The organism is Methyloversatilis sp. NSM2 (genome assembly GCF_038066675.1).
Classification (GTDB): domain Bacteria; phylum Pseudomonadota; class Gammaproteobacteria; order Burkholderiales; family Rhodocyclaceae; genus Methyloversatilis; species Methyloversatilis discipulorum_A.
The window spans coordinates 15,267-30,185 of sequence record NZ_JBBUKV010000005.1 but is presented as its reverse complement, the minus strand read 5'-3'; the positions used below and the strand labels follow the sequence as shown (position 1 = coordinate 30,185).

The 14,919-nt window shown below is 67.4% G+C and carries 15 protein-coding genes; 7 read left to right on the top strand and 8 right to left on the bottom strand.

Going from position 1 to position 14,919, the window contains the following annotated elements; translation table 11 throughout:
- Positions 1 to 17 precede the first annotated feature (17 nt).
- The 6 genes from WJU27_RS10910 to WJU27_RS10885 all read right to left on the bottom strand — a co-directional run bounded on the left by WJU27_RS10910 (position 18) and on the right by WJU27_RS10885 (position 5,684).
- Entirely contained in the window at positions 18 to 1,319 is a 1,302-nt protein-coding gene (locus tag WJU27_RS10910; RefSeq protein ID WP_296809518.1) for a mechanosensitive ion channel family protein, read from the bottom strand.
- Positions 1,316 to 1,906 carry a phospholipase D family nuclease gene (locus WJU27_RS10905; protein WP_020163668.1) on the bottom strand — a complete coding sequence of 197 codons (591 nt, stop codon included), beginning with the start codon at positions 1,904 to 1,906 and terminating at the stop codon, positions 1,316 to 1,318. Before WJU27_RS10905 ends, WJU27_RS10910 begins: the two co-directional genes overlap by 4 nt.
- Positions 1,896 to 3,188 (bottom strand): RsmB/NOP family class I SAM-dependent RNA methyltransferase, encoded by a 1,293-nt coding sequence (locus tag WJU27_RS10900; protein ID WP_341422132.1) that lies wholly within the window; start codon positions 3,186 to 3,188, stop codon positions 1,896 to 1,898. Before WJU27_RS10900 ends, WJU27_RS10905 begins: the two co-directional genes overlap by 11 nt.
- Positions 3,185 to 4,366 (bottom strand): DUF3108 domain-containing protein, encoded by a 1,182-nt coding sequence (locus WJU27_RS10895; protein WP_341422131.1) that lies wholly within the window; start codon positions 4,364 to 4,366, stop codon positions 3,185 to 3,187. Before WJU27_RS10895 ends, WJU27_RS10900 begins: the two co-directional genes overlap by 4 nt.
- Positions 4,359 to 5,000 carry a phosphoribosylglycinamide formyltransferase gene (purN, locus tag WJU27_RS10890; RefSeq protein WP_341422130.1) on the bottom strand — a complete coding sequence of 214 codons (642 nt, stop codon included), beginning with the start codon at positions 4,998 to 5,000 and terminating at the stop codon, positions 4,359 to 4,361. The genes WJU27_RS10895 and purN overlap by 8 nt, the downstream gene beginning before the upstream one ends.
- Positions 5,001 to 5,066: 66 nt before the next feature.
- On the bottom strand, positions 5,067 to 5,684 hold the full coding sequence (locus WJU27_RS10885; protein ID WP_232415970.1) for a hypothetical protein: 618 nt from the start codon (positions 5,682 to 5,684) through the stop codon (positions 5,067 to 5,069).
- A 211-nt stretch (positions 5,685 to 5,895) separates the two neighbouring features.
- Between WJU27_RS10885 and WJU27_RS10880 the strand changes: the two genes are divergently transcribed.
- On the top strand, positions 5,896 to 6,423 hold the full coding sequence (locus WJU27_RS10880; RefSeq protein WP_304004133.1) for a hypothetical protein: 528 nt from the start codon (positions 5,896 to 5,898) through the stop codon (positions 6,421 to 6,423).
- Here the strand turns inward: WJU27_RS10880 and WJU27_RS10875 are convergent.
- Complete coding sequence (locus WJU27_RS10875; protein ID WP_304004135.1) at positions 6,344 to 7,000, bottom strand: DedA family protein; 657 nt, start codon at positions 6,998 to 7,000, stop codon at positions 6,344 to 6,346. The two genes, WJU27_RS10880 and WJU27_RS10875, sit on opposite strands and share 80 nt — an antisense overlap.
- Before the next feature lie 89 nt (positions 7,001 to 7,089).
- Between WJU27_RS10875 and mutL the strand changes: the two genes are divergently transcribed.
- Positions 7,090 to 8,841: a DNA mismatch repair endonuclease MutL gene (gene mutL / locus WJU27_RS10870; RefSeq protein WP_341422436.1), complete on the top strand. Its 1,752-nt coding sequence runs from the start codon at positions 7,090 to 7,092 to the stop codon at positions 8,839 to 8,841.
- Positions 8,838 to 9,767: a tRNA (adenosine(37)-N6)-dimethylallyltransferase MiaA gene (miaA, locus tag WJU27_RS10865; protein WP_341422129.1), complete on the top strand. Its 930-nt coding sequence runs from the start codon at positions 8,838 to 8,840 to the stop codon at positions 9,765 to 9,767. The genes mutL and miaA overlap by 4 nt, the downstream gene beginning before the upstream one ends.
- Positions 9,768 to 9,907: 140 nt before the next feature.
- Here the strand turns inward: miaA and fnr are convergent, their stop codons facing one another.
- Positions 9,908 to 10,642, bottom strand: a complete 735-nt coding sequence (gene fnr / locus WJU27_RS10860; protein WP_019919345.1) for a fumarate/nitrate reduction transcriptional regulator Fnr — start codon at positions 10,640 to 10,642, stop codon at positions 9,908 to 9,910.
- 70 nt (positions 10,643 to 10,712) lie between these two features.
- Here fnr and hemN point away from each other — a divergent pair, with 70 nt between their 5' ends.
- The 4 genes from hemN (at position 10,713) to WJU27_RS10840 (ending at position 14,913) form a co-directional block, all read left to right on the top strand.
- Positions 10,713 to 12,098: an oxygen-independent coproporphyrinogen III oxidase gene (hemN, locus tag WJU27_RS10855; protein ID WP_341422128.1), complete on the top strand. Its 1,386-nt coding sequence runs from the start codon at positions 10,713 to 10,715 to the stop codon at positions 12,096 to 12,098.
- 45 nt (positions 12,099 to 12,143) lie between these two features.
- Positions 12,144 to 12,869 carry a sulfite exporter TauE/SafE family protein gene (locus WJU27_RS10850; RefSeq protein ID WP_341422127.1) on the top strand — a complete coding sequence of 242 codons (726 nt, stop codon included), beginning with the start codon at positions 12,144 to 12,146 and terminating at the stop codon, positions 12,867 to 12,869.
- A 31-nt stretch (positions 12,870 to 12,900) separates the two neighbouring features.
- Positions 12,901 to 13,326 carry a universal stress protein gene (locus tag WJU27_RS10845; protein ID WP_020163680.1) on the top strand — a complete coding sequence of 142 codons (426 nt, stop codon included), beginning with the start codon at positions 12,901 to 12,903 and terminating at the stop codon, positions 13,324 to 13,326.
- Between the two features lie 132 nt (positions 13,327 to 13,458).
- On the top strand, positions 13,459 to 14,913 hold the full coding sequence (locus tag WJU27_RS10840; protein WP_304004145.1) for an HDOD domain-containing protein: 1,455 nt from the start codon (positions 13,459 to 13,461) through the stop codon (positions 14,911 to 14,913).
- Positions 14,914 to 14,919: the final 6 nt, after the last annotated feature.

Below are 14,919 nucleotides of genomic sequence, written 5' to 3'. Positions count from 1 at the left end.
GGTCAATTTGCGCAGCGTCAAGCCTTGGCGTCACACAATGCAACATTGCCTGTGTCCCCAAGTACTCTTATTTCGCGCTGCGGGAAGGGTATTTCAATCCCCTCGGCACGGAAACGGCGCAGGATTTCGAGCTGGACGGCCGAGCGTATGCCCAGCGTACCGTTCTCCGGGTCGGTTATCCATAAGCCCAGTTCCAGATTGATGCCGGAATCTCCGAAGGAGTGCAGGAAGGCGCGCGGCACCGGTTCGGACAGCACCCGCTCATGCGCGCGGGCGCATTCTTCCAGTATGACCAGCGCCCGCTCGACGTCGTCGGCGTAACCGACCTGGACCGAAATCGCCACACGCACCTCGCGGTCCGACAGGCCCTCGTTCTGTACGACCGAACTGATCAGCGTTTCGTTCGGCACGATGGACTGCACGCCCGACGGGCTGCGCAGCACCGTGTAGCGGGTGGTGATCTGCTGCACCTGTCCGCGGTCAGTGCCGACCGAAATGAGGTCGCCGATGCGGATCGAGCGGTCGAGCAGGATGATGAAGCCCGACACGTAATTGGCCATGATCTTCTGCAGACCGAAGCCGAGGCCGACACCGAGCGCGCCACCGAACACCGACAGCGCGGTCAGATCGATGCCGACCAGCGGCAGCGTGATCATCAGCGCCAGGAACATCAGCGCAACCTTCGACAGCCGCGCCAGCACGATGCGCAGATTGCTGTCGAGCGGCGCGCGCATCAGCTTGCGTTCGACCGAACCGGAGAGCCAGACGGCGGCGATCAGCGTCACCAGCACCCAGGCGCCGCCCTGCATCAGTGCCCACAGTGACAGCTTCTGCTTGCCGAGCGCGACCTGCTGGCTGTCCAGCCATTCGATCACTTCCGGCAGGATGTCGAGCGCGTGCAGCACCCAGGCCGACCAGATGGTGAGGCCGATCAGCAATTCGAAGGTGCTGAGCCAGCCGGCCGGAGAGAACACCTGGCGCAGTCCGTAGACGACCAGGCGGATGACGCCCATCGCGACCAGCATGGCGATGACCAGGCGCATCAGCACCGGCGGTTGCTGCAGCAGTTCGACCACGACGCGGGCAATCGACAGCAGGGCGATGCCCACGAGCGGGAACAGCAGGCGCTGCAGTCCTTCAAGCCCGAGGCGGGCGGTGGCGCCCAGTGTTTCAATGCCCGCCTGCCGGCGCTGGCGCCGGATCAGCAGGCGAGTGATCAGGCCGGCCAGCGCCAGACAGGCGGCCACCACGGCAAGCTCGATGCGCGTGCTGTTCAGCGACAGCATGTGCATCAGCGCGTCGAACGAAATTTCCGTCATTGAGCTGCCGCGTCCTTCGCCTGGGTCTGCACTACCGCGTCAGCGAAGCTCATCGATTTTGCGCGGTGGCGTTTCCAGTTCTCCAGATAGGTCTGCGCCAGCGCGCGATGGCCGCTCAGCACCATCACGTTCTCCGCGTTCTCGCTCTTCGCCGAGTAGCTGAAGTTGTACGAGCCGGTGACCACCACCGGTTCCTTGCCGTCCGGGTCGATGATCATCACCTTGCTGTGGGCGGCCGCGTGGTCGCCGTCCAGCCATACTTTCACGCCGTTGCCGGCAGCACGCGGCAGCGCGCTGCGCTCGTCCTTCAGCACCTTGTCGCGGTCGGCCACCACCTCGACCTTGACCCCGCGCTCGGCGGCAGCGATCAGGGTCTTGACGATGTTGCGGCTGGTCAGCGTATAGGCCTGCACATAGACCGCCTGGCGGGCGCCGTCGATCTGGTCCATCACCAGCCGTTCGACGTCGTCCCAGGGGGCGAACGCAACCTCGACCTTGCCCTCGGCAGGCAGCGTGCGACCGGCGCTGAGCGGCATCGCCGCCAGCATCGTTGCGGCGAACAGCGCGCCGCGCAGATCACTCCTCACTCTTGTCCTCCTTCTTGTCGTCGGCGCCGCGGCGCTCCAGCACCGCCGCGTAGAAGCCGTCGGTGCCGTGCGCGTCGGGCCGCAGTTCGAGGTCGATTCCGGTGTCGAGTTCGATGCGGGCGGCGGCGAGCAGCTCATTCACCGGCACGCGGACGAAATCCGGGTGAGACGACAGGAAGTCGTCGACGACGCCGCGGTTCTCCTCGTCGAGCAGGCTGCAGGTCGCGTAGACCAGCCGGCCACCCGGCTTCACCAGTCGCGATGCACCGGCGAGGATGGCGCGCTGCTTGGCGATCAGTTCGGTCACCGCCTGCGGCGTCTGGCGCCACTTCAGATCCGGGTTGCGGCGCAGCGTGCCAAGACCGGAACAGGGGGCATCGACCAGCACGCGATCGATCTTGCCGGCCAGCCGCTTCACCTTGATGTCGGACTCGCTGTCTATCAGTACCGGGTGTACGTTGGACAGCCCGGAGCGCGCCACGCGCGGACGCATCTTGAGCAGCCGTTTCTCCGACACGTCGAAGGCGTACAGGCGGCCGGTCGAACGCATCATGGCGCCGATGGCCAGCGTCTTGCCGCCGGCGCCGGCGCAGAAATCGACCACCATCTCGCCGCGCTTGGGTGCCAGCAGCAGGGCCAGCAACTGGCTGCCCTCGTCCTGCACCTCGATGATGCCTTTCTCGTACAGCGGGTTCTTCGATAGCGACGGGCGCTCGGTCAGGCGCAGCGCCCACGGCGACCAGCGGCCCGGCTCGGCGACGATGCCGTTGTTGGCGAGCGTCGCCATGACCGCCTCGCGGTCGGACTTCATCAGGTTGATGCGCAGGTCCAGCGGCGCCTGCTGGTTCAGCGCGCGCGCCAGCGACAGCAGCGCCGCTTCGTCCATCTGCGCCGACAGCCGCTCGATCACCCAGTCCGGCAGGTCGGTGCGTTCGCCCAGCGACAGCTCCTCCGCCTTGCTTGGCGCCAGCGTTTCCAGCCACTGTGCTTCGTTGCGCGACACCAGCGGCGCGAGCTGCTTCAGACCCAGCCCCTCGATGCGCGCCATCGCGGCGATCAGCAGCTTGCGCGCGCCGGCGTGCTCACCGGCGATCGCGCGCAGCCAGCGCAGGCGGCGCAGCACCAGGTAGGCGTGTTCGGCGATGAAGGCGCGGTCGCGCGACTGCAGCGCGCGCTGCTCGCGGAAGTAAGCGGACAGTACGCCGTCGGCCGGGTGTTCGAAGCGCAGCAGCCGGGTCAGTACGTCGGCGGTGGCGTCTATCAGTTTCTCGTTCGGTTTCATCGCAGGAATATGGGAATGTCTGAATCGGTCTGGCGTTGGTCGGACGCGGGTGGCGCGGCGCCGGGCGCGGCCGTGACCGGCGCGGCGACGATGCTGCGGTTTTCGTACTCGATGCGGCGCACGCGCTGGTCGTACACGTCGCCCTTGCGGTCGGTGAAGCGGATGCGCACCGGCAGCCAGCGCAGGTCGGGCGCCAGCCACACTTCGATCTGGTTGTCGCCGGGCTGGGCGCGTACCTGCAGGCGCTTGACCAGCAGGCGCCCGAGCGCGGTATCGAGTCCGGTCGGCGCGTCGTCCGGCACGAACCAGCGCGGCGTATAGCGGCGGCCGGTCGCCACGTTGAAGTCGAACTCGCCGCCCCGCTGCGCGCGCCAGATGATTTCCAGCCACAGGCTCGCCATGTCCTGCGAACCCGGCGTCAGTGCGTGCGTCGTCGTCTTCGAACCGCTGCGCAGCATAACCTGACTGGCCGTCCAGTCGAAATCGACCTGTTCGTCCGGCGGTTTGGCCTGTTTCGAATCCTGTACGAAGCGCCGCGGCTGCAGACCGTCGCTGCCGACGTCGCCCTCGCTGTACTGCTCGATGCGCAGCGGTTTGAGCAGGCCGGCCAGTCCGGTGGTTTCGGTCACCGTGTCCATCCGGTAGCGCGTGCCGTCATGTACCCAGTGATAGCGGGTTTCGCCGATGCGCAGGCTGTCGCCCCGATAGACCTCGAATTCCAGCCTGGCCTCGCCGACCAGGGCCTGTTGCGGCGACACCTCCTGCGTATCGTCCACCGCTGCATCGCGCCCGGGCTCGTCGCTTTCATCGCGCTCGGGTTCATCCGGCGTCCGCGGCCTGTCGGACTCCGCGTCTTCAGTGTTGCCAACCTGAGGTGGTAGGTCGGCCTGCCCGTCGGACAGCGCCTCGGGGGGTGTCGGCGCCAGCTCGCGTGGCTCACGTGGCGGTCTGGGCTCGGGCTTCGGCGGTGGAGGCGGCGGCGCGGGCTCGGGTTCGGGCGCCGGCACCGGTAGGGGGGGCGGCAGCGGCGCCGGCACCAGGGCGGCACGGATGAGCAGCGATTCGTCCGGTCCGGCGCGGTGGTCGAAGCTGCTCAGTCCGCCCGCCAGCAACAGGTGCAGCAGCAGCGAAACGAGCAGCGCGAGGGCCAGTCGCGAACGGGTCAGCGGCTCAGTCATCCGCACCCGGGGCGGTCAGCGCGCCAGCGGCCGGCGTCGCTTCGTCGCGCAGTACGGCGCGACCGTGCTGCAGCGTCAGCCTCTCTTCGAGGAACCAGCGCACCACACGCGGATAGAGCAGATGTTCCTGCGCCAGCACGCGCGCGGCCAGCGTCGTCTCGTCGTCACCGGCGAGCACCGGTACGGCGGTCTGGGCGATGATGGGGCCGCCGTCCAGTTCGCCGGTCACGAAATGCACGGTCACGCCGGCGATGCGGCAACCCGCCTCGATCGCGCGCCGGTGCGTGTGCAGGCCGGTGAAGGCGGGCAGCAGCGAGGGGTGGATATTGATCATGCGGCCGGCGTAGTGCTCGACGAAACCGGGTGTCAGGATGCGCATGAAGCCGGCCAGCACCACCAGATCCGGTGCGTGGCGGTCGATTTCCTGCGCCAGCGCGTGGTCGAAGGCGGCGCGATCCGGGTGTTGCGTGTGATCGACCACCGCGGTGGCGATGCCGTGTTCACGTGCGTAGGCGAGGCCGCCAGCGTCCGGGCGATTGCTGATGACGGCACGCACGTTGGCGGCCAGGCCCGCTTCGACGATGGAGCGCATATTGCTGCCGCGCCCGGAGATCAGGATGACGACGGATTTCATTCGGTTTCGGTGACGGAGGCGAAGATCGGGTGTGAAGGCCGGATTATCGCCCAGCCGCTGTCTGCACTACCTGACCGGCAGGAAGACGGCGGTCGCCAGCGACTGCAGGATGCGGGTGACGACACGGCGATTCTTGTCGGCGACGATCTGCGCACTCATGTCCAGCCAGCCGATCATCTTGCCCATTTCGCGCTCGAAACTGAGATTGCGCATGCCGTCGATGCCGATCTCGTTCGACAGCAGGAGTGGGGCACCGAGATCATCGCGCGACTGCGCCAGCTTCCAGGCGGAGATTTCGATATTGCGCGCGCAGTTCGACAGCGCCTGCGGATCGAGTTCGTCCATGATGAACAGTTCGCTGCGGTCGGCCCAGGCGGTCTGGATCATGCCACCCATGCCAATGATGAGCGCGGCCACCCGGTCGCCGGCGAAATCCGGCGCAAAGGCCAATCGCATCACGTCGATGCCGCGACGGTTGTCGAACTCCGGCAGTCGCCAGTCGTGCTGCGCGGCGAACAGCCGGGCCATCGCCGCTTCGCGGCTGTCCAGTCCGGCGCGTCGCCACTCGCGCGGATTGCGCTTGTACAACTTGTCGGCCAGACGCTCCAGGCTGGCGAATATTTCCCTGTGATGCGCTTCCAGAACCCGGTCGATGTCACTTTTAACAATCTGTTTAGGATGCATGGAATCGGCCACTGGCGCGGGTTTCTGACCCGCGCCCGAACAGCCTGTGACCAAGTTGGCTATCGCGGCGCAACACAGGGCGCGCACAATCGGCTTGCAGGCTGTCATAGCGTTCATGACCGACAGCGTACGACAACCCGGGCCATTCGTGGCGGATCGCCGCAGTTGCGGAAAGCCGCCCGCGAAGGGCCCCGAAAGAGCCGAAACCGCCATGAAGATGGAACCGCTTGAAAGGGTGCGCGCACCCGGTGTGAAGGCAGGCAGCCGCCGTTTCGGCCGGCTGCTGCGCACGCTGGCGCGCGCCGGTCACGGCGGTGTTCTGATCTGCGGCGGTCAGGACGTGCAGTGCGACGCGCTGGCGATGGCGCTGGCGCGGCTGCGCGACCAGCCTCTGATGCGGGTCGAACTGGAAGCGGCCAACGACGAGCCGATCACTTCGGAACAGTGGCGCCCGTCGCTGCAGCAGGCGCGCGAACATTCGGCGCTGCTCTATCTGCACCTCGGCCAAGGCGCCGACACGGTTTTCGGCCGTACCGACCAGCGCATGGCCAGCGTACGCGCCGAACATCTGCTGGCCGACGTGCAGCGTGCCGGCGTCGTCGTCATCGTGGCCGGCGCTGAGCGCTACTGCATCGCGCTCGAGGCCTGCTGGCCGCGGATCAGGCTGCCGGATTCGACGCGCCGGACACTTTCGACTTCACCCAGGCCACTGCCACTGGCGCAAGTGATATCGCGATGATGGCCAGGATGACCAGCGTCAGGTTCTGCTTCACCCAGGGCAGGTTGCCGAACCAGTAACCGGCCAGCGTCAGCGACACCACCCACAGCAATGCACCGGTCACGTTGAACATCGCGAAGCGGGCGTAGCGCATCCGCGCCACGCCGGCCACGAAGGGCGCGAAGGTGCGGATCAGTGGCATGAAGCGCGCGATGATCACCGTCTTGCCGCCGTGCGTCTCGTAGAAGGCATGCGTGCGGTCGAAGGCCGAGCGGTTGAAGAAGCGCGAACTTTCCCAGCGGAACACCTTGGGGCCGAACCAGGCGCCGACCCCGTAGTTCACCGCGTCGCCCAGCACCGCGGCAATCACCAGTAGCACGATGAGCAGTCCGATGTGCATGCCGCCTGCCGCGGCGAGTGCGCCGGCGACGAACAGCAGCGAGTCGCCGGGCAGGAAGGGCGTCACCACCAGACCGGTTTCGCAGAACACGATGGCGAACAGGATGGCGTAGACCCAGGCGCCGTACTGCGCCACCAATGCCGCGAGGTGGGTGTCCAGATGCAGCATCAGGTCGACGAAGGTGGTGAGCAGTTCCATGGCGAGGCCGGCTGAAATCGAGCGGCGATGATAGCGGATGCATGTTGCGGCCCGTAAAATCGCGCACCGAATACCTTCTGCGCGCCGCCATGCCCTCGATTCACCTGTTGCCCGACCTGTTGATCAGCCAGATTGCCGCCGGCGAGGTGGTCGAACGGCCGGCGTCGGTGCTGAAGGAACTGCTGGAAAACAGCCTGGACGCCGGCAGTCGCGATATACGCGTGCAGCTCGAAGCCGGTGGCGTCAAGCGGCTGCGGGTGGCTGACGACGGCTGCGGCATGCCGCCGGAAGACCTGCCCCTTGCGCTCGCCCGCCACGCGACGTCGAAGATCGCCTCGCTCGACGATCTGGAAGCGGTGGCCACGATGGGCTTTCGCGGCGAAGCGCTGGCGTCGATCGCCAGCGTTGCGCGTGTGACCATCACCAGCCGCGAAGCGGGCAGCGCGCACGCCTGGCGTATCGACAACGGCGGTTCGCCGGAGCCGGCCGCGCTCGACGCCGGCACCGTGGTCGATGTTGCCGACCTCTACTACAACACGCCGGCGCGGCGGAAATTCCTGCGCACCGAACAGACCGAGTACGGCCATTGCGACGACGTGTTCGGCCGCATCGCGCTGTCTGTGCCGCAGGTCGCCTTCCAGCTGATGCACAACGGCCGACTGATGCAGCGCCTGCCGGCGGGCGACATGGCGACCCGCGTACGTGCGCTGCTCGGCGATGAATTCATGCAGCACGCGCGCCCGGTCGAGGCCGACGCCGGCCAGATCCGCGTCAGCGGCTACGCGGCCCAGCCGGCTTTCTCGCGCTCCGGGCGCGACGCACAGTATTGCTTCGTCAATGGCCGCTTCGTGCGCGACCGCCTGCTCGCGCACGCGCTGCGCGAGGCCTACGCCGACGTGCTGCATGGCGCACGGCACCCGGCCTACGTCGTGTTCATCGAACTCGATCCGCGCGCAGTCGACGTGAACGTGCACCCGGCCAAGACCGAAGTGCGCTTCCGCGATTCGCGTGGCGTTCATCAGTTCGTCTTCCACGCGGTCGAACGCGCGCTGGCGCCGTCGACACAGGTGGCCGCAGCCGTCGCGCCGTCGTCGCCGTTCGAGCCGTTGCCGGAGCGCCCGCAATGGCCCTCCCTGCAGCAGGGCATGAATGTCGAACAGCCGCTGGCGCGCTACTTCGACTTCGTCCGCCAGGACGCGCCGGTCGCCGCCTCGGCGGCCCCGGTGCTGCGCCCCGACCTGCCGGCGCAGCAGAACGACGCGCCGCCGCTCGGCTTTGCACTGGCCCAGCTGCAGGGCGTGTACGTGCTGGCGCAGAACAGTGCCGGCCTGGTGCTGGTGGACATGCACGCCGCGCACGAGCGCATCCTGTACGAGCAGCTGAAGAAGGTGCTCGAGGGTGCGCCGGCGGTGCAGCGGCTGCTGATTCCGGCCGTGCTGTCGATGAGCACGCGCGAGGTGGCGACCGCCTTCGAGTACGCCGACGTGCTGGAGCGGCTGGGTTTCGACATCGGTCAGGCCGGCCCGAACGAAGTGATGGTGCGCGCGGTGCCGGCGCTGCTGGCGCGTGCCGACACCGGTGCGCTGCTGCGTGCACTGCTGGAGGAACTGCGCGAGGCGCCGGCCAGCCAGGTGGTGGAGCGCCGGCGCAACGAACTGCTGGCCACCATGGCCTGCCACGGCGCAGTACGTGCCAACAGGCTGCTTTCGCTGCCGGAAATGAATGCGCTGCTGCGCGACATGGAAGCCTGCGAACGCGCCGACCAGTGCAACCACGGCCGGCCGACCTGGGTCCAGCTCAGCATGGCGGAACTGGACCGCCTGTTCATGCGCGGCCGATGAGTGCGCCCGTACTGGTGCTGCTCGGCCCGACCGCCAGTGGCAAGACGGCGGCGGTCGCCCGCATCGCGCGCGTGCTGCCGATCGAACTGATCAGCGTCGATTCGGCGCTGGTGTTCCGCGACATGGATATCGGCACCGCCAAGCCCTCCGCCGAGGAACAGGCGCTGTGCCCGCACCACCTGATCGACATCGTGTCGCCGGAAGAGGCCTACTCGGCGGCGCGCTTCGCCGCTGACGCCCGCCGCCTGATCGCCGACATTCGCGCGCGCGGCCGCATCCCGCTGCTGGCCGGCGGCACCATGCTCTACATCAAGGCCTTGCGCGAGGGACTGTCAGATCTGCCGGAAGCCGACGCGTCACTGCGCGCCGACATCGACGCGCGCGCGGCGGAGCAGGGCTGGCCGGCACTGCACGCCGAACTTGCCCGGCTCGATCCCGATGCCGCCGCCCGTCTCAAGCCGACCGACGCGCAGCGCATCCAGCGCGCACTCGAGATCGTCATGCTGACCGGCCGGCCGCTGGCCGAGAGCTATGCGAAGCGTGAGGACGACGCGCCGCTGCCGCCGATGACCGTGCTGTCGCTTGAACCATCGGATCGCGCCTGGCTGCACCGGCGCATCGAACAGCGCTTCGACCAGATGCTGGAACAGGGCCTGGTCGACGAGCTTCGCAGCCTGCGCGCGAAGTACCGGCTGGAGGCCGGCATGCCGTCGATGCGCTGCGTCGGCTACCGGCAGGTGTGGAACTACCTGGAAGGCGAAGTCGATGCATCGACCATGCGCGACACCGGCATCTACGCGACGCGCCAGCTGGCGAAGCGGCAGATCACCTGGCTGCGCTCGATGCAGATCGACCAGCGCATCGACTGCCTGCGCGACGATGCGGCGGATGCGGTGCTTGAAGCCTTCACCCAATCATGTCGGTGAAGGTTTCAAGCGCCGAGAGGCAACATGCAAGATGCAGGGAAGCCCGGACGAACGTCGCGGTCCGGACTTCGCACCTGCAACCGTCCGAAACGAAAAGGGCGCCTTGCGGCGCCCCTGACTTTCATCTTGCATCCTGAAGCTCAGCAGCGCGGACTCATGGCCCGCTTCAGGTCGTCCAGCTTGTGGATGCGGATGTTCTTGTTGCTGACCGACAGCAGACCTTCGTCCTGCAGCCGTGACAGGCCGCGGCTGACCGTTTCCAGCTTCAGACCCAGATAGGAGCCGATTTCCTCGCGCGTCATGCGCAGGTTGAACTCGGTCGCCGAATAGCCGCGCGAGGCGAAGCGTTGCGACAGGTTCACCAGGAAGGCGGCCAGGCGCTCTTCGGCACGCATGGTGCCAAGCAGCATCATCACCGCCTGATCGCGCACGATTTCGCGGCTCATCACCTTGTGAAAGTGGTGCTGCAGCGTGTCGATCTCGCGCGACAGTTCGGACAGACGATTGAACGGGATAACGCACACCTCGCTGTCCTCCAGCGCACGCGCGTCACAGTTGTGCTGGCCGGAGCCGATGCCGTCCAGCCCCATCAGTTCGCCCGCCATCTGGAAGCCGGTCACCTGTTCGCGACCATCCTCCGAGATGACTTCGGTCTTGAAGAAACCGGTGCGGATGGCGTACAGCGACTGGAAGGATTCGCCCGACAGGTAGAGCGGCATGCCGCGCGGAATCTTGCGGCGGGCACCGATCAATGTGTCGACGCGTTCCAGCTCGTCGTCGGACAGGCCGACCGGCATGCACAGTTCGCGGAGGTTGCAGGCAGAGCAGGCGACCTGAAGTCCCTGCGGGGTGATCGGTATCGATACGCTGTTCATTGATTGCGATCAATGCACGGTGATGGCCGTGCTTGCATGATGAACATACCGCAAAGTGTGCCAATAAATCATGAATGTCGCAAAGGAACTGGTGTTCGACCCGCAGCTGATGCGTCGTTTCGACGTACCGGGGCCGCGCTACACCTCATACCCCACCGCCGATCGTTTCAATTTCTCGCACGACGCGCGGGCTCATGCCGCACGTCTCGCGGCGCGCACGGCGAGCGCCGGTCCGCTGTCGATCTACGTCCATATCCCGTTCTGCGACACGATTTGCTACTACTGCGCCTGCAACAAGATCATCACCAAGGATCACGCGCGTGCCGACGCCTATCTCGACACGCTGCTGCGCGAAATGGCGATGAAGGCGTCGCTGGTCAAGGGCAGCCGCGAGATCGCCCAGTTGCATCTCGGCGGCGGTACGCCCACTTTCCTGAATGACGCGCAGATGACACGGCTGATCGAGGGCCTGCGCACGCACTTCCGCGTGTCCGACAGCGCCCAGTGCTCGATAGAGCTCGATCCGCGCGGCGTCACTGCGGCCCGCATTGCACACCTCGGTTCGCTCGGTTTCAACCGCATCAGCGTCGGCGTGCAGGATTTCGACCCTGTCGTGCAGCGGGCGGTCAACCGCATCCAGAGCGTCGAAGAAACCGAAATCGTGCTGAACGCGGCCCGCGAGAACGGCTTTGTGTCGACCGGTGTGGATCTGATCTATGGCCTGCCGGGCCAGACTCTGGACAGTTTCGATGCGACGCTGGCGACGCTGATCCGGCTTGCGCCGGACCGCGTGGCGATCTATCACTACGCCCACCTGCCCAAGCAGTTCATGCCGCAGCGGCGGATCGACGAAGCCATGCTGCCCGGCCCGGAAGTGCGGCCGCAATTGCTGCGCCTGGCGATCGACCGGCTGCACGAGGCCGGCTATGTGCATGTGGGCATGGACCATTTCGCCCGCCCGGACGACGAACTGGCGCAGGCGCAGCGGCACGGCCGCCTGCAGCGCAACTTCCAGGGCTATTCGACGCACGCCGGCTGCGACCTGCTCGGTCTGGGCGTGTCCGCCATCTCCCGCGTCGGTGCGAGCTTCGCGCAGAACCACCGGACGATAGAGAGCTGGACCCAGGCCATCGACGACGGCGAACTGCCGGTCATGCGCGGTCTGAACATGACCGCCGACGACAGCGTGCGCAGCGCCGTGATCGGTGCGCTGATGTGCCACTTCGAGTTGTCGATCGAAGCGATAGAAAGCGCGTACGCCATCGATTTCAAGAAGTACTTTTCGGCGGAGCTGGACGAGCTGGCGGAGCTCGAAGCGGCCGGTCTGCTGACCATCGAGCCGGACTGGATCGCCATCACGCCGCGTGGGCGTCTGCTGGTGCGCGCGGTCTGCATGGTGTTCGACCGCTATCTGCGTCTCGACAGCGAAACGGTGCGCTACTCTAAGGTGGTGTGAGCCGGCGGTCTGACCGACCGGCGCCCGTTTTCCACCGGACCTTCAATGAACCTCGGATTGGCAGCTGTTTTCGTCGTCGGCCTGCTCGGCGGCGTGCACTGCGCCGGCATGTGCGGCGGCATCGTGTCGGCAATCTCGGCCGGCGCGCCACAGCCGGTGCGTCGCGGCTGGCGCGCCCAGCTGCCCGCACTGGCGATGCACGCGGCCTACAGCGGCGGGCGCATCGCCAGCTATTCGCTGGCCGGTGCGGTGGCCGGTGGTGTCGGCGGCGTCAGTCTGCTGGCCGGCAATGCCGCGCCGGTGCAGATGACGCTCTACGTGCTCGCCAACCTGATGATGATCGCGCTCGGTTTCTATCTGGCGGGCTACACGCGCCTGCTGGCGCCGGTCGAGGCTCTGGGGCGGCCGCTGTGGGCGCGCATCCAGCCGCTGGCGCGGCGCTTCCTGCCGGCGCGCACGCCGGCGCATGCGCTCGGCGTCGGTCTGTTCTGGGGTTTCCTGCCCTGCGGTCTCGTCTACAGCATGCTCGGACTGGCGCTGCTGTCGGGTTCGCCCGGCAGCGGGGCACTGATCATGCTGGCCTTCGGTCTGGGCACGCTGCCCAACCTGCTGCTGGCCGGCATGCTGCTGACCCGGCTGCGTGCGGCGACGCGTCATCCGGCACTGCGGCGAGTGGCCGGGCTGCTGGTGCTCGGCTTCGGCATCGTCGGTCTGGCGCGGGCATCCACGCTCGGCGACGGGCTGTGGAACGGCCTCATCTGCCATACTTAGACACCTTCCTATAACAAGTGTCGAGAACACCATGCGTATCCTCCTTGCCGTAGACGGTTCCGATCATGGCGTGCGCGCCACGGCCGAAGTGCTGCGTCTTGCCGCCATGCTGACCACTCAGCCCGAAATCCACCTGCTGTTCGTGCACGCCCCGGTACCGGGCGGCCTGCTGCAGCACCACGTCAGCCGTGAAGCGCTGAACGACTACTACCGCGAAGAAGGGCAGGACGCCGTGCGCTCGGCGCTGGAAACCCTGCGCAACGCGAAGATCGAGCCGGTGCTGCACCTGCACGTCGGCCCGCCGGCGGAAACCATCGCCCGCTACGCCGAACAGCACGACTGCGAAATGATCGTGATGGGCCGTCGTGGTCACGGCGCGCTCGCCAGCTTTGCCCTCGGCTCGGTGGCCAGCGGCGTACTGCACCATTCCAACCGCCCGGTGCTGCTGGTCAAGTAAGCCCGGTACGGCCGGTGGCGCCTGCTCAGGTGCGCCGGCCGCTCGCACGCTGCCTCGGGCTCTGCCTCAAGAATTCGCTGTGGCGCGCCGTTAGCGGGACATGATGTCAATTTTTGTGTCCCGCACCCATCCATGAGCGCACCCACCGCCACCGCATCCGATCCGCTCGAAGCCTGGGTGGACCGCCTGCGCAGCCAGGACATGCCCATCTTCAGCGCCACGCTCGCCGCCATCGGCGAGGTCGCGGGCGACGAGGCGAGTCCGACTTCCGCGCTCGGTACCATCATCCTGCGCGACGCCGGCATGACCGCACGCGTGCTGCGGATGGCCAATTCAGTTTTCTTCCGTGGCGAAAGCCAGCGCGTCAGCACGATTTCGCGCGCCATCGTCGTGCTCGGCTTCGACACGGTGCGCAATATCGCGGTATCGGTCGCGCTGATCGACGCCTTTCTCGCCGGCGGCGTGCGCGAGCGCGTGGCGGCGGAGATGGCGCGCTGTTTCCACGCCGCGGTACATGCGCGGCACGCCGCGTCGGCGCGCGGCGACGCGTCGCCCGAAGAAGTGTTCATCGCGACGCTGCTGTCGCACATCGGCGAGATGGCGTTCTGGTGCTTTTCCGGCGAGGTCGGGCAGAAACTGGACAAGGCACTGCGCCAGAGCAAGGCGCAGCCCGAACAGGTCGAGATGGAGGTGCTGGGCTTTCGCCTGCGCACGCTGACACAGCAGCTGGCGCGCGAATGGGCGCTGCCCGGCCTGGTCGTGAACGCCTGCGCCGACGGCGTGCGGCTGGACAGCCGCGAGGCGCTGGTGGTCGCCGGCTACCGGCTTGCCGTGGCGGCCGAGGGCGGCTGGGACAGCGAACGCGCACGCGGGGCGATGCGCGATTACGCCAGGGTGTTGCGGCAGGACATCACCACCGTCGCACCGGTGGTCGCCGCGCACGCTCGCGAGGCGGCCCGCATCGCCGGCTTCTACGGTTGCGAGGACGCGGCAGCGCGCATTCCTCAGCCGACACCGGCATCCGATGCTGCGCCGGCGGAGGGTGGCGACGGCGCCGAGGCCGATCCGCTGCTGCAACTGGATGTCGCGCGCCGCATGACCTCACTGATGGCGGCCCGTTCGGCCAGCACCGCGGTGCTCGATCTGGCGCTCGAAGGCGCAGGCCGTGCGCTGGGTGCCGATCGCGCGGTGCTCGCGCTGGTCGCGCCCAACCGTGCGCAACTGGCTGCGCGCGCGACCGAAGGTCACGGCGCGCAGCAGCTGATGCGACATTTCACCTTCCTGCTCGCCGGCGCGCCGCGCGACGCGCTGACCGAACTGGTCGATCACGGCCGCGTCATCGATATCGATGCCGACCACGTGCCCGCACCCGGGCTGCCCTCGGTGGCCCGCCTGCGTGCTGCGCTGGGCGAGCGGCACCAGATACTGGTGCCGCTGCACGCGCAGAACCAGGTGGTCGGCGTGCTCTACATCGATCGCGCACCGTCACGGCCGCCGTTTCCGGCCGGCACCCAGGACGCGCTGCTGCATCTGGCGCAACTGGCCGGTCTGGCGCTCGACGCCGCGGCCGCACCGCGCCGCGGCTGAAGCGCG